Annotated in this window: 2 protein-coding genes; both read left to right on the forward strand. The window is 72.1% G+C overall.

From position 1 onward, the window contains the following. The first annotated feature begins 31 nt into the window (after positions 1-31). Positions 32-9,649 (forward strand): type I polyketide synthase, encoded by a 9,618-nt coding sequence (locus CGL27_RS45915; protein ID WP_119993603.1) that lies wholly within the window; start codon positions 32-34, stop codon positions 9,647-9,649. A 57-nt stretch (positions 9,650-9,706) separates the two neighbouring features. Then, positions 9,707-20,071 (forward strand): type I polyketide synthase, encoded by a 10,365-nt coding sequence (locus tag CGL27_RS45920; protein WP_119993605.1) that lies wholly within the window; start codon positions 9,707-9,709, stop codon positions 20,069-20,071. The last annotated feature ends 43 nt before the right edge of the window (positions 20,072-20,114 follow it).

A 20,114-nucleotide genomic window follows, 5' to 3' on the forward strand; every position in this document is an offset into this window, starting at 1 on the left:
ATTCACAGACGGTTTCAAGGGGCTGGCGATAGTGGCGGAAGACGAAAAACTCCTTGACTACCTCAAGAAGGTGACGGCAGACCTGCGTCAGGCTCGTCGGCAACTTCGGCAGGTGGAGGAGCGGGACCGGGAGCCCATCGCCATCGTGGCGATGAGCTGCCGGTACCCCGGGGGCGTGAAGACGCCGGAGGAGCTGTGGCGGCTCGTCGCCGAGGGCGGCGACGCCATCAGCGAGTTCCCGCCCGACCGGGGCTGGGACGTCGAGGGCTTCTTCGACCCCGACTCGGAGCGGTCCGGCACCTTCTCCGTCCGCGAGGGCGGATTCCTGGAAACCCCCGGCGACTTCGACCCCGGCTTCTTCTCCATGAGCCCGCGGGAGGCGCTCGCCACCGACCCCCAGCAGCGGCTGCTGCTGGAAACCGCCTGGGAGGCGTTCGAGCGCGCCGGAATCGACCCGGCGTCGGTGCGGGGCAGCCAGGCCGGTGTGTTCGTCGGCGCCTCGCCCTCCGGCTACGGCGCCGGCGTGAGCGAGATGCCCCCGGACGTGGAGGGGCTGATGCTCGCGGGCAACGCCACCTCCGTGGTCTCCGGGCGGGTGGCCTACACCCTGGGCCTCGAGGGGCCCGCCGTCACGGTGGACACCGCCTGCTCGTCGTCGCTGGTGGCGCTGCACTGGGCCTGCCAGGCGCTCCGTCAGGAGGAGTGCTCACTGGCCCTCGCGGGCGGCGTGGCCGTGATGTTCACCCCCAGCATGTTCGTCGAGTTCAGCCGCCAGGGCGGGCTGGCCCCCGACGGACGGTGCAAGGCGTTCGGCGCGGGCGCCGACGGCACGGGCTGGGCGGAGGGCGTGGGCCTGCTCCTCCTGGAGCGGCTCTCGGACGCCCGGCGCAACGGACACCCGGTGCTGGCCGTCATCCGGGGCTCGGCCATCAACCAGGACGGCGCGAGCAACGGGCTCACGGCGCCCAACGGCCCCTCGCAGCGGCGGGTGATCCGCCAGGCGCTGAGCAACGCGGCCCTGACACCGGCCGATGTGGACGCGGTGGAGGCGCACGGTACGGGTACGTCGCTGGGCGACCCGATCGAGGCGCAGGCGCTGATGGCCACCTACGGCAAGGACCGGCCGGCGGACAAGCCGCTGTGGCTGGGCTCGCTGAAGTCCAACATCGGCCACTCCCAGGCCGCCGCCGGTGTCGGCGGGGTCATCAAGATGGTGATGGCCATACGGAACGGCGTCCTGCCCAAGACACTCCACGCGGATGAGCCGTCCAGCCAGGTGGACTGGACCGAGGGTGACATCCGGCTGCTGAACGAGTCCACCCCCTGGCCCGAGTCGGAGCAGCCCCGGCGGGCGGGCGTGTCCTCGTTCGGCATCAGCGGGACGAACGCGCACGCGATCCTGGAGCAGGCCCCGGAGGCCGAGGCGGCTGAGGAGGCCGAGGCCGAGGGCGCCGATGGCCCGGTGGCCTGGGTGGTGTCCGGCCGGAGCGCGGCGGGTCTGCGGGCCCAGGCGGGCAGCCTGCGGAAGTTCGTGGCCGAGCGCCCGGAGCTGGGCGCCGCCGATGTGGCGCTCTCGCTGGTGGCGTCCCGGTCGGTGTTCGAGCACCGTGGGGTGGTGACGGGAGCCGACCGCGAGGAACTCCTGGAGCGGCTCGGCGCGTTGGCCGGGGACGAGATCGCCTCGGGTGTCACGCGTGGCGTGGCGGACGTGCGCGGCCGTTCGGTGTTCGTGTTCCCCGGCCAGGGGGCGCAGTGGGCCGGCATGGCCGTGGGGCTGCTGGAGTCCTCGCCGGTGTTCGCCGAGGCGATCGGCGAGTGTGAGACGGCCCTGTCCGCTTACGTGGACTGGTCGCTGACGGATGTGCTGCGCGGGGTTGACGGTGCCCCCGGTTTTGACCGGGTGGATGTCGTTCAGCCGGTGCTGTTCGCGGTGATGGTGTCGCTGGCGAAGCTGTGGCGTTCGGTGGGTGTGGAGCCGGATGCCGTGATGGGTCACAGCCAGGGTGAGATCGCCGCGGCGTGTGTGGCGGGTGCGTTGTCGCTGGAGGATGCCGCGAAGGTGGTCACCCTGCGGTCGCAGGCGATCGCGGCGGGGCTCGCGGGTCGTGGTGGCATGGTGTCGGTCGGCCTGTCGGCGGATGCGGCCAAGGAGCGTATCGCCGCCTGGGGCGGCGCGATTTCCGTCGCGGCGGTCAACGGTCCCGGCTCGGTCGTGGTGTCGGGTGACCCGGGTGCGCTGGATGAGATGGTGGCCCAGCTGGAGGGCGAGGAGATCCGGGTCCGCCGGGTCCCGGTGGACTACGCCTCGCACTCCGCACACGTGGAGGCGATTCACGAGGAGCTGCTGAAGGTCCTGGCGGACCTTCGGCCGCGTTCGTCCGAGGTGCCGTTCTACTCGACGGTGACCGGTGAGCTGGTGGACACCGCCGGTCTGGACGCGGAGTACTGGTACCGCAACCTCCGCCAGACCGTCGAGCTGGAAGCCACCACCCGCGCACTCCTCGGCAAGGGACACACCACCTTCATCGAGGTGAGCCCGCACCCCGTGCTCGCCCTTCCCGTTCAGCAGACCGTCGAGGCCGCCGAGGCCCAGGCCGTGGTCGTGGGCACGCTGCGGCGTGACGAGGGCGGCCTGGAGCGGTTCCTGACCTCCGCCGCCGAGGTGTTCGCGCGCGGCAAGAAGGTCGACTGGCTCACCACCCTGGAGGGCCGTGGCGCCCGCCGTGTCGAGCTGCCGACCTACGCCTTCCAGCGCGAGCGCTACTGGCTGGACGGCTTCGGCCTGCCGCCCAGTGGAAGCGTGGCCGATGCCACCGGCTCCGTCGACGCGCGGTTCTGGGACGTGGTGGAGCGCCAGGACCTGGAGTCGCTGGCGGGGACGCTGGCCGTCGACAGTGAGGCGCCGCTGAGCGCGGTGCTGCCCGCCCTCTCCGCGTATCACCGCAACAACCGCGACCAGTCCACGATCGACGGCTGGCGCTATCGGGTGTCGTGGAAGCCGTTCTCCGACGTCGCCGACGGCTCGCTGTCGGGGACGTGGCTGGTGGTGGTTCCGGCATCCCGCGCCGAGGACGAACTGGTCTCCGGCGTTGTCGCCGGGCTCGAGCGGCATGGCGCGGGCGTGGTCCCGGTCACGGTGGACGAGCGGGACCTCGACGCGGACGCGCTGGCGGAGCGGCTGCGCGAGGTGGCCGCGGAGACGCCCGAGCTGGGCGGTGTGCTGTCGCTGCTCGCCCTGGACGAGGAGCCCTGCCCGGGCCACCCGGCGCTGTCGGGCGGCTATGCGCTGACCCTGGTGCTGGTGCAGGCCATGGTGCAGGCCGACATCCCGGCCCGGCTGTGGTGCGGTACGCGTGGCGCCGTGTCGGTGGGCCGTTCGGACCGGCTCACCAGCCCGGCGCAGGCGATGATCTGGGCGCTGGGCCGGGTGGCCGGGCTGGAGCTGGCGCCGCTGTGGGGCGGTCTGGTCGATCTGCCCGAGTCGCTGGACGGGCGCGGTGCGGAGCGGCTGGCCGGTGTGCTGTCCGCCGAGGGCGGCGAGGACCAGGTCGCGGTCCGCGGCTCCGGTGTCTTCGTACGCCGTCTGGTGCGGTCCGCCCCGGCCGTCGGCGAGGAGACGTCGTGGCGGGCGCGTGGCACGGTGCTGGTCACCGGCGGCACGGGCGGGCTCGGCGGCCAGGTGGCCCGCTGGCTGGTCCGCAGCGGTGCCGAGCACCTGGTGCTGACCAGCCGTCGCGGTCTGGAGGCCGAAGGCGCCGCCGAGTTGAAGGCGGAGCTGGAGGGCATGGGCGCCGAGGTGACGGTGGCCGCGTGCGACGCGGCGGACCGCGACGCGCTGGCCGCCGTCCTGGACGCCGTGCCGGAGCACCAGCCGCTCACCGGAGTGGTGCACGCGGCGGGTGTCACGATCGCGGCCTCCCTGCTGGAGACGGAGCTCGCGGACGCGGCCAGGGTGGTATCGGGCAAGGTGGCGGGCGCCGTCAACCTGGACGAGCTGCTCGGCGACCGTGAGCTTGACGCGTTCGTGGTCTTCTCGTCCATCTCCGGTATTTGGGGCGGCGGCAGCCAGGGCGTCTACGGCTCCGGAAACGCCTTCCTGGACGCGCTGGTGGAGCAGCGCCGTGCGCGGGGCCTCGCGGGCACCGCCGTCTCCTGGGGCCCGTGGGCCGAAGGCGGCATGGCCACCCGGGACGACGCGGGGGAGCAGCTGGCGAGGCGTGGACTGCCCGCGATGGCACCCCAGTTGGCGATCGCCGCTCTGGAGCGCGCGGTGGCCGGTGACGACGGTGTGGTGACGGTCGCGGACGTGGACTGGGAGCGGTTCGCGCCCTCGTTCACCGCGGTCCGCCCCAGCCCGTTGCTGAGCGACCTCGACGAGGTCCGGGCGCTGGAGACGAAGGGCGACGGTGGCGAGAGCGCCGACGCCGCCGGGGCGCAGCTGCGCGAGCGGCTGAAGCCCCTCACCGAGGGCGAGCGGGACCGGGCGCTGCTCGATCTGGTGCGCAAGCACGCCGCCTCCGTGCTCGGCTACGCCTCCGCGGAGATGGTCGAGCCGAACCGGGCCTTCCGCGATCTGGGCTTCGACTCGCTGACCGCGGTCGACCTGCGCAACCGGCTGGCCGCCGAGACCGGTCTCAGTCTTCCGGCCACGCTGGTCTTCGACTACCCCAGCGCCGCCACGCTCGCGGCGCATCTGCGCACCGAGGTGCTGGGCACCTCGTCCCCGGCGGTGGCCACCGGATCCGGGGCTCCCGCCGGGGTCGGCGCGGACGACGATCCCATCGCGATCGTCTCCATGAGCTGCCGTTTCCCCGGTGGGGTGCGGAGCCCGGAGGACCTGTGGCAGCTGGTCGAGAGCGGCGGCGATGCCGTCTCCTCCTTCCCGTCGGACCGCGGCTGGGACCTGTCGGGCATGTACGACCCGGACCCGGACCGGCCGGGCACGTTCTACGCCCGTGAAGGCGGATTCCTCTACGACGCGGGCGAGTTCGACCCCGGGTTCTTCGGGATCTCGCCCCGTGAGGCGCTGGCGACCGACCCCCAGCAGCGGCTGCTGCTGGAGACCTCGTGGGAGGCGTTCGAGCGGGCGGGCATCAACCCCGCGTCGGTGCGGGGCAGCCAGGTCGGTGTGTTCGTGGGCTTCTCGGGCTCCGGATACGGCACCAACCTGGAGACGGTGCCCGAGGACGTCGAGGGCCATCTGCTGACCGGCAACTCCGGCAGCGTGGTCTCCGGCCGTCTCTCCTACACCTACGGCCTGGAGGGCCCCGCCGTCACGGTGGACACGGCCTGCTCGTCGTCGTTGGTGGCACTGCATCTGGCCTGTCAGTCGCTGCGTCAGGGCGAATGCTCCATGGCGCTGGTGGGTGGTGTGGCGGTTATGGCTACTCCGATGGCCTTCGTCGAGTTCAGCCGGCAGGGCGGGCTTGCCCCGGACGGCCGCTGCAAGCCGTTCTCGGCCGCGGCGGACGGTACGGGCTGGAGCGAGGGCGCCGATGTGCTGCTCGTGGAGCGGCTCTCGGACGCGCGGCGCAACGGCCACCAGGTACTGGGCATCGTGCGGGGCTCGGCCGTGAACCAGGACGGTGCGTCCAACGGTCTGACGGCGCCCAACGGCCCCTCGCAGCAGCGGGTGATCCGCCAGGCGCTGGCCAACGCCGGGGTGTCGGCCGCCGAGGTGGACGCGGTGGAGGCACACGGCACGGGTACGTCGCTGGGCGACCCCATCGAGGCGCAGGCGCTGCTGGCCACCTACGGCAAGCAGCGCCCCGAGGACCGGCCCCTGTGGCTGGGCGCGCTGAAGTCGAACATCGGACACACCCAGGCCGCGTCCGGACTCGCCGGCATCATCAAGATGATCATGGCGATGCGGCACGGTGTGCTGCCGAAGACGCTGCACGTGGACGAGCCTTCGCCGCAGGTGGACTGGTCGGCGGGCGAGGTGAGGCTGCTGACCGAGGCCACCGAGTGGCCCGAGACGGGTCAGCCGCGCCGGGCCGGTGTCTCCGCGTTCGGCGTCAGCGGCACCAATGCGCACGCCATCATCGAGCAGGCCCCGACGGACGCGGAGGACGAGCGACCGGCCGAGGCGACGGCTCCCGACGACCGTGGCGCGGCACCCTGGACGCTCTCCGCCCGGAGCGCGGACGGGCTGCGCGCCCAGGCGCGGCGGCTGCGGGCGCATCTGACCGCACGGCCGGAACTGAGCCTGAAGGACGTGGGCTACTCCCTGGTCGCCAGCCGGTCGGTGTTCGAACACCGTGCCGTGCTGACGGGCGCGGACCGTGCGGAGCTGCTGGGCGGGCTGGAAGCCGTCGCCACCGGTGAGGAGGCTCCCGGGGTCGTGCGCTCGGTCGCCACTCCCACGGGCATCACGGCGTTCCTGTTCTCGGGCCAGGGTGCGCAGCGCCTGGGCATGGGGCGGGAGCTGTACGAGGCGTTCCCGGTGTTCGCCCGTGCGCTGGACGAGGTGTGCGCGTATCTGGATGTGGTGCTGGATCGTCCGCTGCGGGATGTGATGTTCGCGGCGGAGGGCAGTGCGGACGCCGAGCTGCTGGATCAGACGGCGTTCACCCAGCCGGCGCTGTTCGCCATCGAGGTGGCGTTGTTCCGGTTGCTGTCCGCGTGGGGTGTCGCCCCGGATGTGATGATCGGTCACTCCATCGGTGAGATCGCCGCCGCGCATGTGGCCGGGGTGTTCTCGCTCGAGGACGCCTGCACGCTGGTGGCCGCCCGTGGCCGTCTGATGCAGGCGCTTCCCGAGGGGGGTGCGATGGTCGCCGTCGAGGCGTCCGAGGAAGAGATCGCGGCGTCGCTGGCCGGTCGTGAGGCCGAGGTGAGCATGGCCGCGGTCAACGGGCCGACCTCCGTGGTGATCGCGGGCGACGAGGCCGCGGCGCTGGAGATCGCCGGACAGTGGGCGGAGCAGGGCCGTAAGACCCGCCAACTGCGGGTCAGCCACGCGTTCCACTCGCCCCGTATGGACGCGATGCTGGACGACTTCCGCAAGGTCGTCGAGGGGCTGTCGTTCGCCCCGCCCTCGATCGCGCTGGTCTCCAACGTGTCGGGCAAGTCGGCGGGTGCCGATGAGGTGTGCTCGCCGGAGTACTGGGTGCGCCACGTCCGCGAGGCGGTGCGCTTCGCGGACGGGATGCGCTCCCTGGAGAACGCGGGCGTGACCAGGTTCTTCGAGGTGGGCCCCGACGGGGTGCTCTCGGCGATGGCGCGGGAGTGCCTGACAGTGGAGGAGACTTCGGCCCCCGTCGTGGTGCCCGCGCTGCGCAAGGACCGCCCGGAGGCCCAGGCGCTGACGGCGGCCCTGGCCGAACTCCACGTCCACGGCGTCACCGTGGACTGGGAGGCCCTGTTCGCCGGTGAGGACGTCCGGCGGGTCGAGCTGCCGACGTACGCGTTCCAGCGGCAGCGTTACTGGCTGGACGCTCCGGAGAGCGACGACTCCACCGCATCCGCCGCCGCGGATTCGGTCGACGCCCGGTTCTGGGACGCGGTCGAACGTGAGGACTTGGAGGCGCTGACCACCGCGCTGGACGTGGACGGAAACGCCTCGCTGACCGAGGTGCTCCCCGCCCTGTCGTCCTACCGCAAGGGCCATCGTGAGCGGTCCACGGTGGACGGCTGGCGCTACCAGATCGCGTGGACCCCGGTGTCCGAGCTCTCGGAGCGGGCGCTGACCGGGACCTGGATGGTCATGGTTCCCCAGTCGTACGCCGACGACGAGCTGGTCACCTCCGCGGTGACCATGCTGGAGCGGCAGGGCGCGGAGGTGGCGCGGATCGAGCTCGACGGCGCGGCCGACGTCGACCGCGCGGCGGTCGCCGAGCGGCTCCGCACGGCGGCCGAGGGCGCGTCCGACGCGGCCGTCAGCGGGGTTCTCTCCCTGCTGGCCCTGGACGAGAGTCCCAGCCCCGAGCACGCGGTCGTGCCGCAAGGGCTCGCGCTGAACCTCGTCGCGTTGCAGGCACTGGTGGACGCCGGTGTCGAGGCCCCGTTGTGGGTGGCGACACGAGGCGCCGTGTCGGTGACCGGATCCGACACCCTGCGCAGCGCCGCCCAGGCGCAGATGTGGGGGCTTGGCCGGGTCGCCGGTCTGGAGCACCCGCGGCTGTGGGGCGGTCTGGTCGACCTCCCGGAGACATTCGACGAGCGGGCCGCGAACCGGCTGTCCGGTGTGCTGGGCGGCGGCGCGGGCGAGTTCGAGGACCAGGTGGCGGTGCGCACGTCCGGCGTGTTCACCCGGCGCCTGGTGCGGGCCACCGCGCCGCAGACCGCGGCTCGGCCGTGGAGCGCGCGGGGGTCGGTGCTGGTGACCGGCGGCACCGGGGGAGTGGGCAGCCAGGTGGCCCGGTGGCTGGCACGTGCCGGCGCCGAGCACCTGGTGCTGACCAGCCGCCGTGGCCTGGAGGCCGACGGCGCGGCCGAACTGCGCGACGAGCTCACCGCGTTGGGCGCCGAGGTGACCATCGCGGCCTGTGACGCAGCAGACCGCGATGGCCTGGCCGGCGTACTGGCCGCCATCCCGGAGCGGTATCCGCTGAACGCCGTCGTGCACGCGGCGGGCGTCCTGGACGACGGTGTCCTGGACTCGATGTCGGTGGAGCGGGTCGCGGGCGTGCTGCGTCCCAAGGTGGACGGGGCTCGCAATCTGCACGAGCTGACCGAGGGCCTCGACCTGTCCGCGTTCGTGCTCTTCTCCTCGCTCGCCGGAGCCATCGGCGGGGCCGGGCAGGGCAGTTACGCCGCGGCCAACGCCTACCTCGACGCCCTGGCGCAGCAGCGCCGGGCCCAGGGCCTGGCGGCCACCTCGGTGGCCTGGGGCCCGTGGGCCGAGGGCGGCATGGCGGTCGACGGGGCGCTGGAGGACCGGCTGCGGCGCGGCGGCATGGCCGCGATGACCCCGGAACTGGCGGTCAAGGCCCTCCAGCAGGCCCTCGACCTGCAGGAGACGCACCTGGCCATCGCCGACCTCGACTGGGAGCGATTCGTACCCTCCTACGTCGCCGTTCGGGCCAGCCGACTGCTGGACGAGGTGCCCGAGGCGCGGCGGATCCTGGAGGCCGCGATCGGCGGTGGTACCGCCGCGCAGTTCGAGACCGGTGGCTCGGAACTGCGCGAGCGGCTTGCCGGAATGTCGGAGGCGGAGCAGGAACGAGCGCTGCTCGACCTGGTCACCACACAGGTGGCGATGGTGCTGGGCTTCCCGTCGGTGGAGTCGGTCGAGTCCCAGCGGGCCTTCCGGGAACTCGGGTTCGACTCGCTGACCGCCGTCGAACTGCGCAACCGGCTGGACGCTGCGACGGGCCTGCGCCTGCCCGCGACGATCGTCTTCGACCACCCGACGCCCGTGGCGCTCGCCCGCCGACTGCGTACCGACGTAGTTGAGGACGGGATCTCGGCGGCCGCACCGATCCTCGGCGAGCTGGACCGGATCGAAGCGGCGATGGCCACGATCTCCGCCGACGACGTGGACCGGCCGAGGATCACGACGCGCTTGCAGACGCTCCTTCTGAAGTGGGGAGAGGCGGAGCAGGATTCCAGCAATTCGGGCAAGAAGGCGGTTTCGGACAAGATTCAGTCGGCGACGTCGGACGAGATGTTCGACTTCATCGACAAGGAGCTCGGGATCTCCTGAGCTGGCGCGGTCGGTTCCCGAGGGTCGTTCCTTACTACTTCCATGGGTGACATAACAATGAACGAAGAGAAGCTTCTCGACTATCTCAAGCGGGTGACCGCGGATCTCCAGCAGACTCGCCAGCGCCTGCTCGAGGCCGAGTCAGCGGACCAGGAACCGATCGCGATCGTCGCCATGAGCTGCCGGTTCCCCGGAGGGGTGAACTCTCCCGAGGACCTGTGGCGCCTGGTGGCGGACGGCACCGACGCGATCTCGGAATTCCCCATGGACCGTGGCTGGGACATCGACGCCCTCTATGACGAGGACCCGGACCGTCCCGGCACCAGCTATACGACCGAGGGCGGTTTCCTGGAGAACGCCGGCCAATTCGATCCGGCGTTCTTCGGGATCTCGCCGCGCGAGGCGCTGTCGATGGATCCGCAGCAGCGGCTGCTGCTGGAGACATCCTGGGAGGCGGTCGAGCGGGCGGGCATCGACCCGACATCCCTGCGGGGCAGCAGGACCGGTGTGTTCGTCGGGACCAACGGCCAGGACTACTCCATGCTCATGCTCGGCGCGGCCGAGAGCCTGGAAGATGTCGAGGGCCACTCGGGCACCGGCAACGCGGCGAGCATCGTCTCCGGCCGGATCTCCTACACCATGGGTCTCGAGGGCCCCGCGCTCTCCGTGGACACGGCGTGCTCGTCGTCCCTCGTGACCTTGCACCTCGCCGTTCAGGCGCTGCGCCAGCGCGAGTGCACGCTCGCGCTGGCCGGTGGCATCACCGTGATGTCCACGCCATCGGCGTTCGTCCAGTTCAGCAGGCAGCGTGGCCTGGCGGCGGACGGCCGGTGCAAGCCGTTCGGGGCCGCGGCCGACGGCACCGGCTGGGGTGAGGGCGTCGGCATGCTGCTCGTCGAGCGGCTGTCCGACGCCGAGCGCAACGGCCACCAGGTGCTGGCCATCGTCCGGGGTTCGGCCATCAACCAGGACGGCGCCTCCAACGGTCTGACGGCGCCCAACGGCATCTCGCAGCAGCGGGTCATCCGGCAGGCGCTGACCAGCGCCCGGCTGTCCGCCGCCGAGGTGGACGCGGTGGAGGCGCACGGTACGGGTACCACACTGGGTGACCCGATCGAGGCGCAGGCGCTGATGGCCACGTACGGGCAGGACCGGCCCGCGGACCAGCCGTTGTGGCTGGGGGGCATCAAGTCGAACATCGGGCACACGCAGGCCGCCGCCGGTGTCGCCGGGGTCATCAAGATGGTGATGGCCATACGGGAGGGCGTGCTGCCGAAGACGCTCCATGCGGCCGAGCCCTCGCCGCATATCGACTGGACCGGCGGCGCCGTCTCCCTTCTGCACGACTCGACACCGTGGCCGGACCGGGATCACCCGCGCCGCGCCGCCGTGTCGTCGTTCGGCATGAGTGGCACCAACGCGCACACCATCCTGGAGCAGGCTCCGGAGTCCGAGGTGGCCGAGGCCACTGAGGCCGAGGTCGCCGACGGTCCGGTGGCGTGGGTCGTGTCGGGCCGTGGCGCCGAGGCGCTGCGTGCGCAGGCCGGGCAGCTCCGCGAATTCCTCACGGAGCGCCCGGAGTTGAACGCGGCGGACGTGGCGCTGTCGCTCGCCACGACCAGGTCCGCCTTCGAGCACCGGGCCGTGGTCACCGGGGCCGACCGTGAGGAACTCCTCCAGCGTCTGGAGGCGGTCGCCGAGGACGCCACCGCGGCGAACGGAGTGGTGCGGGGGAGGACCGGCGACGCCGGCCGCTCGGTTTTCGTGTTCCCGGGTCAGGGGGCGCAGTGGGTGGGCATGGCGGTGGGGTTGCTGGAGTCCTCGCCGGTGTTCGCGGAGTCGATAGCCGAATGTGAGACGGCCCTGTCGGCGTATGTCGATTGGTCGTTGACGGATGTGCTGCGCGGTGCCGAGGGCGCTCCCGGTTTTGACCGGGTGGATGTCGTTCAGCCGGTGCTGTTCGCGGTGATGGTGTCACTGGCGAAGCTGTGGCGTTCGGTGGGTGTCGAGCCGGATGCCGTGATGGGCCACAGCCAGGGTGAGATCGCCGCGGCGTGTGTCGCGGGTGCGCTGTCGCTGCAGGACGCCGCGAAGGTGGTGGCCCTGCGGTCGCAGGCGATCGCGGTGGGCCTTGCCGGTCGTGGTGGCATGGTGTCGGTCGGGCTGCCGGTCGACCAGGTCAGGGACCGTATCGCCGCCTGGGACGGTGGAATCTCGGTTGCCGCGGTCAACGGCCCCGGTTCCGTCGTGGTCTCCGGAGACCCGGGCGCGCTGGACGAGATGGTCGCCCAGCTGGAGGGCGAGGAGATCCGGGTCCGCCGGGTCCCGGTGGACTACGCCTCGCACTCCGCGCACGTCGAGGCCATCCACGAGGAGCTGCTGAAGGTCCTCGCCGGCATCGAGCCCCGCGCGTCCGAGGTGCCGTTCTACTCCACGGTGTCCGGCGAGCTGGTGGACACCACCGGTCTGGACGCGGAGTACTGGTACCGGAACCTGCGGCAGACCGTCGAGCTGGAGGCCACCACTCGAAAGCTGTTGGACGACGGCCACTCCGTGTTCATCGAGGCGAGCCCGCACCCGGTGCTGACTCTGCCGGTGCAGCAGACCGTGGAGGCCGCCGAGACCCAGGCCGTGGTCGTCGGCACGCTGCGGCGTGACGAGGGCGGCCCGGAGCGGTTCCTGACCTCCGCCGCCGAGGTGTTCGTCCGCGGCGTCACGGTGGACTGGACCGCCCTGCTCGAGGGCCGCGGTGCCCACCGGGTGGAGCTGCCTACCTATGCCTTCCAGCGTCAGCGGTACTGGCTGGATGTGTCGGCCGAGGAGCTGTCCGCCACCGTCGACGGTCTGGCCGTGGACGCGGTGGACGCCCGTTTCTGGGAGGCGGTGGAGCGCGAGGACCTGGAGGCGCTGGTCCGCACGCTGGAGGTGGACGACGAGGAGCAGCAGTCGTCGCTGACGGCGCTGCTTCCGGCGCTGTCGTCCTGGCGCCGTCAGCGGCGTGAGCAGAACACGGTGGACAGCTGGCGTTACCAGGTGGTCTGGAAGCCACAGGCGTCCGCCACCGCGGCGGCCCTCTCGGGCACCTGGCTCGTCGTCCTTCCCGCGTCGCACGCCGACGATGCCCTGGTGACCGCCACGGTGAACGGGCTGGGGACGAGCGGGGCCGACGTCGTCCGAGTGGTGCTGGACGGATCCGGCAACGACCGCTGGACAGTGGCGGAGCGGCTGGGCGGGGCGCTCGACGAGGCCGGGGTGGAGCCCTCGGGCGTCGCGGGCGTGTTCTCGCTCCTCGGACTGGACGAGTCGGGGCACACGACGTTCGAGGTGGTGCCTGCCGGACTGGCGGCCATGGTGGGCCTGGTCCAGGGACTGGGTGACGCGGGTGTGGTGGCTCCGCTGTGGTGCGGCACTCGGGGTGCGGTGTCGGTGGGGCGTTCCGACCGGCTGGTGAGCCCGGTGCAGGCGATGGTGTGGGGCCTGGGGCGGATCGTCGGGGCGGAGTATCCCCAGCGCTGGGGCGGTGCCGTCGATCTGCCAGAGACCATGGACGGCCGTGCGGTGGCCCGTCTGGCCGGAGTGCTGGCGGGCACGGAGGGCGAGGACCAGGTCGCGGTGCGCGGCTCCGGTGTGTTCGCCAAGCGCATGGTGCGGGTCTCGGCGGCTGAGGACGCCGGGGGCCGGGAGTCGTGGCAGAGCCGGGGTTCGGTGCTGGTGACCGGTGGTACGGGTGCGCTGGGTGGCCATGTGGCCCGCTGGCTGGCGCGTACCGGTGCTGAGCATCTGGTGCTGACGAGCCGTAGTGGTATGGAGGCCGAGGGTGCCGCCGAGTTGAAGGCGGAGCTGGAGGGGCTCGGTGCCCGGGTGACGGTGGCGGCGTGTGACGCCGCGGACCGTGCGGCGCTGGCCGCGGTGCTGGACGCGATTCCGCGGGAGTTCCCGCTGACGGCCGTGGTGCATACGGCTGGTGTGCTGGACGACGGTGTGGTGGACGCGCTGACGGTGCGTCGGGCGGCCGGGGTGTTGCGTCCGAAGGTGGACGCGACCCGGAATCTGCATGAGCTGACCGCGGGGATGGATCTGTCGGCGTTCGTGCTGTTCTCCTCCGGGGCGGGTACGTTGGGCGGTCCGGGTCAGGGCAGCTACGCGGCGGGTAACGCCTACCTCGACGCGCTGGCGTTGCAGCGGCGTGCGGACGGCCTTCCGGCGACTTCCATCGCCTGGGGCGCCTGGGCCGGAGGCGGCCTCGGCTCCGGCGACGTCGGCGAGCGGATGGACCGTTCCGGCATGGTCGGAATGGTGCCCGAGCTGGCGATCTCCGGTATGCAGCAGGCGCTTGAACTGGACGAGACCTTCGTGGTCATCGCCGAGATCGACTGGGATCGCTTCCGGCCGGAGTTCGTCGGTTCACGTCCGAGCGCGCTGTTCCGTGAGCTGCCCGAGCTGAACCGCCCCGCTGCCACCACTGGTGCGGACACCGGCGACGGCGACGACGCCATTTCCGCGCTGCGCCGGGAGATGGCGGAGCTGCCCCCTGCCGAGCAGCCCAAGCTGCTGCTGGAGCTGGTGCGCAACCAGGCCGCCGACGTCCTCGGCTACGACAGCGCGGACGCGGTGGAGGCCGACCGGGCCTTCCGGGACCTCGGCTTCGACTCGCTGACCGCCGTCGAGCTGCGCAACCGCCTCGGCGTGGTCACCGGCCTCCGACTGCCGGTCACCTGTGTCTTCGACTACCCGACCGCCACGGTGCTGGCCCGGTACCTGTACACCGAGATGTTCGGCGACCAGCCGGTCACCGCGGGTGCCACCACCGCCGCACCCCAGCGGCCGGAGGGGCTCGACAAGCCCATGGCCACCGATGAGCCCATCGCCATCATCGGCATGAGCTGCCGGTTCCCCGGCGGGGTGAGCAGCCCCGAGGAGCTGTGGGACCTGGTGATGGCGGGTGCGGACGTGATCTCGGGATTCCCCGAGGACCGTGGCTGGGACATCGACGGTCTCTACGACCCGGACCCCGAGAAGTCCGGTACGAGCTACGTCCGGGCGGGCGGCTTCCTCGACCAGGTGGGCCACTTCGACCCGGCGTTCTTCGGGATCTCGCCCCGTGAGGCGATGGCGATCGACCCGCAGCAGCGGCTGCTGCTGGAGACCTCCTGGGAGGCGTTCGAGCGCGCCGGGATCGACCCCGTGGCGCTACGCGGAAGCCAGACCGGAGTCTTCGTCGGCTCCAACTACCACGACTACGGTTCACGCATCCTGAGCGACACCGAAGGAGTGGAGGGGTATCTCGGACTCGGCAGCGCCCCCAGCGTCTCCTCCGGCCGTATCTCCTACACCTTCGGCTTCGAGGGGCCGGCCGTCACGGTGGACACCGCGTGTTCGTCGTCGCTGGTCGCCCTGCACCTGGCCTGCCAGTCGCTGCGCCAGGGCGAGGCCTCCGTGGCGCTGGCCGGCGGTGTGACGATCATGGCCACGCCGGGCACGTTCATCGAGTTCAGCGCCCAGCGCGTGCTGTCCTTCGACGGACGGTGCAAGGCGTTCTCCGCCGACGCCGACGGCACCGGCTGGTCCGAGGGCGTGGGCATGCTGCTCGTGGAGCGGCTGTCGGACGCGCAGCGCAACGGCCACAAGGTGCTGGCCGTCATCCGGGGTTCGTCGATCAACCAGGACGGCGCGTCCAACGGTCTGACGGCGCCCAACGGCCCGTCGCAGCAGCGGCTGATCGAGCAGACGTTGGCCGGAGCCCGGCTGGTCTCCGCCGACGTGGACGTGGTCGAGGCCCATGGCACCGGCACTCCGCTCGGCGACCCGATCGAGGCGCAGGCGCTGCTGGCCACCTACGGCCAGGGCCGCCCCGAGGGCCAGCCGCTGCTGCTGGGCGCCATCAAGTCCAACATCGGTCATACGCAGGCCGCCGCCGGTGTCGCCGGGGTCATCAAGATGGTGATGGCCATGCGCGAGGGCACCCTTCCCAAGACGCTGCACGTGGACGAGGCGTCGCCGCATGTGGACTGGTCGGCGGGCGATCTGGAGCTGCTGACCGAGGCGATGCCCTGGCCGGAGCGGGACCACCCGCGCAGGGCGGCGGTGTCCGCCTTCGGCGTGAGCGGTACCAACGCGCACACCATCATCGAGCAGGCGCCGACCGACGACGAGCCGCAGGCGCCGCGGGCCGCACAGGCCCCGGACTCCACCGCGGCCCCGGTGCCGTGGATCCTGTCCGGCCGGACCGACGCCGCCCTCCGGGGCCAGGCCGAACGGCTGCGGGGCCAACTGGCCACCGCCACCGAAGAGTCCATGCCCGCTGTGGACGTCGGCTATTCCTTGGCGACGGCCCGATCTCTCTTCGACCACCGGGCCGCCGTGGTCGGCGAGGACCGCGCGGACCTGCTGCGTGGCCTCGAGGCCCTCGCGAAGGGCGAGACCGCGCCCGGCGTCGTACGCGGCGTGGCGGGAGCGGCCGGCAAGACGGCGTTCCTGTTCTCGGGCCAGGGTGCGCAGCGCCTGGGCATGGGGCGGGAGCTGTACGACGCCTTCCCGGCGTTCGCCGACGCGTGGGACGAGGTGTGCGCGCATCTGGACGGTCTGCTGGACCGTCCGCTGCGGGATGTGGTGTTCGCGGCGGAGGGGAGCGCGGACGCCGAGCTGCTGGATCAGACGGCGTTCACCCAGCCCGCGCTGTTCGCGGTCGAGGTGGCGTTGTTCCGGCTGCTGTCGGCGTGGGGTGTGGCGCCGGATGTGGTGATCGGCCACTCCATCGGTGAGATCGCCGCCGCCCATGTGGCCGGGGTGTTCTCGTTGGAGGACGCCTGCACGTTGGTCGCGGCGCGTGGGCGGCTGATGCAGGCGCTGCCCGAGGGCGGAGCCATGGTGGCGGTGCAGGCGTCCGAGGACGAGATCGCTCCGTCGCTGGCCGGTCGTGAGGCCGAGGTGAGCATCGCCGCCATCAACGGCCCCACCTCCGTGGTCATCGCGGGCGACGAGGCACCGGCGCTGGAGATCGCCGCCGAGTGGGAGCGGCAGGGCCGTAAGATCCGCCGGCTGAAGGTCAGCCACGCCTTCCACTCGCCCCGGATGGACGCGATGCTGGGCGACTTCCGCAAGGTCGTCGAGGAACTGTCGTTCCAGGCACCGTCCATCGCCCTGGTCTCGAATGTGACGGGCGAGGCGGCGAACGCCGACGAGGTGTGCTCCGCGGAGTACTGGGTCCGGCATGTCCGGGAGGCGGTGCGGTTCGCGGACGGCGTACGGGCGCTCGAAGCGCAGGGCGTGTCCAGGTTCGTCGAGGTCGGCCCCGATGGTGTGCTCACCGCGATGGCGCGGGACTGCGTGGCGGACCGGCCCGAGGGGACCACCGAGCCGGTCCTGGTGCCGGTGCTGCGCAAGGACCGACCCGAGACACTGGCGCTGACCAGCGCGCTGGCCGAACTCCACGTGCACGGCGTCGGAGTGGACTGGGCGCAGACCTTCGCCGGACGTCACGCCCGGCAGGTCGAGCTGCCCACCTACGCCTTCCAGCGCGAGCGCTACTGGCTGGAGGCCCTGTCGACGTTCGCCAGCGATGTCACCGCGGTGGGGCTCGTCCCGCCGACGCATCCGCTGCTGGGCGCCGCCGTCGAACTGCCCGACGCGGACGGCTTCCTGTTCACCGGCCGTCTTTCGCCGCAGACGCACCCGTGGCTGGTCGACCACATGGTCCAGGACACGATCCTGCTGCCCGGCACCGCCTTCCTCGAACTGGCCCTGTACGCCGCCGACCAGGTGGGATGCGACCGGGTCGAGGAGCTGACCCTCACGGCGCCGCTGCCGCTGCCCGAGCGGGGCGCGGTGCACCTCCAACTGGCGGTGGGCGGACCGGACGAGAACGGCGCGCGCACGCTGAACGTGTACTCCCGGCTGGAAGACCCCACCATGGAGCAGCCGTGGGTCCAGCACGCCTCCGGCCTGCTCGCCCAAAGCGGCGCGCCGGACGAGACCGGGCAGGCCGACCTCGCCGTATGGCCCCCGGAGGGCGCGGCGCGGATCGACATCGAGGACGTCTACGACCGGATGGCGGCGGGTGGCTTCGCCTACGGCCCGGTCTTCCAGGGGCTGCGGTCGGTGTGGATCCGTGGTGACGAGGTCTTCGCCGAGGTGCGCCTGCCGGAGGAGAACGCCTCGGACGCCGGGAAGTTCGGATTGCACCCCGCCCTGCTGGACGCGGCGATTCAGGCCGTCATGTTCGTACCCCAGGAGGAGGCGGGCCTCGCCAGGCTTCCGTTCTCCTGGACCGGCGTGTCGCTGCGGGCCACGGGCGCCTCGGAACTGAGGGTGCGCCTCAGCTCGCGGGGGCCCGACTCGATCGGCCTCGCGGTGGCCGACACCAGCGGCCGCGCCGTGGCCACCGCCGACTCCCTGGTGCTGCGGCTGGTCGCGGAGGGGCAGATCCAGTCGGCCGGCTCCCCGGCGGCCGGGCATGACTCGCTCTTCCGGCTGGACTGGACCCCCGTCCCCGTCGGTGCGCCGGCCCCCGCCTCCGAAGGCACCTGGGCCGTGCTGGGCACCGACGACCTGGGGGTGCTCTCCAGCTTTGCGGCCCAGGGCGCCGACGTGGCGTCGTACGCGGATCTGGCCGCGCTGCGCGAGGCGATCGACTCCGGGGCCACGGCGCCGGACGTCGTCATGGTGGCGGGCGCCGCGGAGGCGGTCGGCATCGACGACGGCGGGGACCTGGCGGGACGGGTGCGCGGCACCACGTACCGCGCGCTGGAACTGGTGCGGACCTGGGTCACCGACGACCGGTTCGACAACTCCTACCTGGTGTACGTGACCCGCGGCGCGATGGGCGCCCGCTCCTCCGACGAGGTGCGCACCCCGGCCGAGGCCGCCGTATGGGGCCTGCTGCGCTCCGCGCAGACCGAGCACCCGGGGAAGTTCCTCCTGGTGGACCTGGACCCGGAGGAGCAGGGCGAGGTGTCGTCGGTGCTCCGGACGGCCCTGACCGCCGAGGAGCCGCAGGTGGCCGTGCGCGACGGACGCGTGCTCGCGGCGCGTCTCGCCCGGGTGGCCCCGGCCGAGGACCGGCCCGAGCCGGAGACCACGCCGTTCGACGGCCGTGGCACGGTGCTGATCACGGGTGGCACCGGTGGTCTGGGCGCGCTGCTGGCCCGTCATCTGGTGGTGGAGCACGGTGTTGAGCGTCTGGTGCTGACGAGTCGTCGTGGCGTGGAGGCGCCGGGCGCGGCGGAGTTGGTGGCGGAGCTGGCCGGGCTCGGTGCGCAGGCGCGGGCTGTGGCCTGTGATGTGGCCGATCGGGCGTCGGTGGAGAGTCTGCTGGCGGGGATCGGGTCGGAGCGTCCGCTGTCCGCGGTGGTGCATGCGGCGGGTGTGCTGGACGACGGTGTGGTGGAGTCGCTGACGCCGGAGCGGGTGGACAAGGTGTTGCGTCCGAAGGTGGACGCGGCGCTGCATCTGCACGAGCTGACCCGCGGCCTCGACCTCTCCGCCTTCGTGGTGTTCTCCTCGGCCTCCTCCAACTTCGGTGGCGGCGGCCAGGCCAACTACGCCGCGGCGAACGCCTTCCTGGACGCCCTGGCGCATCAGCGCCGCGCGCTCGGCCTGCCCGCGGTCTCCCTGGCCTGGGGCATGTGGGAGCAGCGCAGCGAGATGACCGGGGATCTCGGCGAGGCGGACCTCCAGCGCATCGCGCGGGCCGGGCTGAACGCGCTCAGCTCGGAAGAGGGCCTCGCGCTGTTCGACGACGCGCTGGGAACCGACGAGACCGTGCTCGTGCCGACCCATGTGGACCTCGCCGCCCTGCGCGTCCAGGCCCGCACCGGTGAGGTGCCCGCTCTGCTGCGCGGTCTGGTGCGTGTTCCCCGGCGCCGGGTCACGGCGGTGGAGACCGCGCGGACCGGCACCGGATCGCTGCGGGACCGCCTGGCCGGTCTCTCCGCGGCCGATCAGTACCGGGCTCTGCTGGACCTGGTGCGGGTGCAGGTGGCGACGGTCCTCGGTCATGGCTCGCCGGAAACGGTGGAGCCGGACATGGCCTTCAAGGACATGGGCTTCGACTCCCTGACCACGGTGGAACTGCGCAACCGGCTCAACGCGGAGACGGGTCTTCGACTGTCGGCCGTGCTGGTCTTCGACTACCCGACCCCCACGGCGCTGGTGGACCACCTGCGGGAGGAGCTCCTGCCGGACGGCGGCACGGGGGAGCCCGTGGTCTTCGCCGAGCTCGACAAGTTGGAGCCGCTGCTCTCCAACGTGATGGACGACAGCGAGACCCGCACGAAGGTGGCCGGGCGGCTGAAGGAGCTCCTGGAGAAGCTGGGCGAGGCTTCCGACGACGCCAACTCCACTGTCGAGATGGCCGAACGGATCGGGTCGTCCTCCAACGACGAGCTGTTCGACTTCATCGACAACGAGCTCGGGCTGTCCTGAACCGTTGTCCAGCGCCCTCTGACCCTGACTGTAGAGAAAGTGA

The organism is Streptomyces sp. 11-1-2, from assembly GCF_003595545.1.
GTDB classification, from domain to species: Bacteria; Actinomycetota; Actinomycetes; order Streptomycetales; family Streptomycetaceae; genus Streptomyces; species Streptomyces hygroscopicus_B.

Excerpts from the sequence above, each read along its gene's own strand:
- CGL27_RS45920 (WP_119993605.1), top strand. The coding sequence starts at position 9,707 with ATGAACGAAGAGAAGCTTCTCGACTATCTCAAGCGGGTGACCGCGGAT.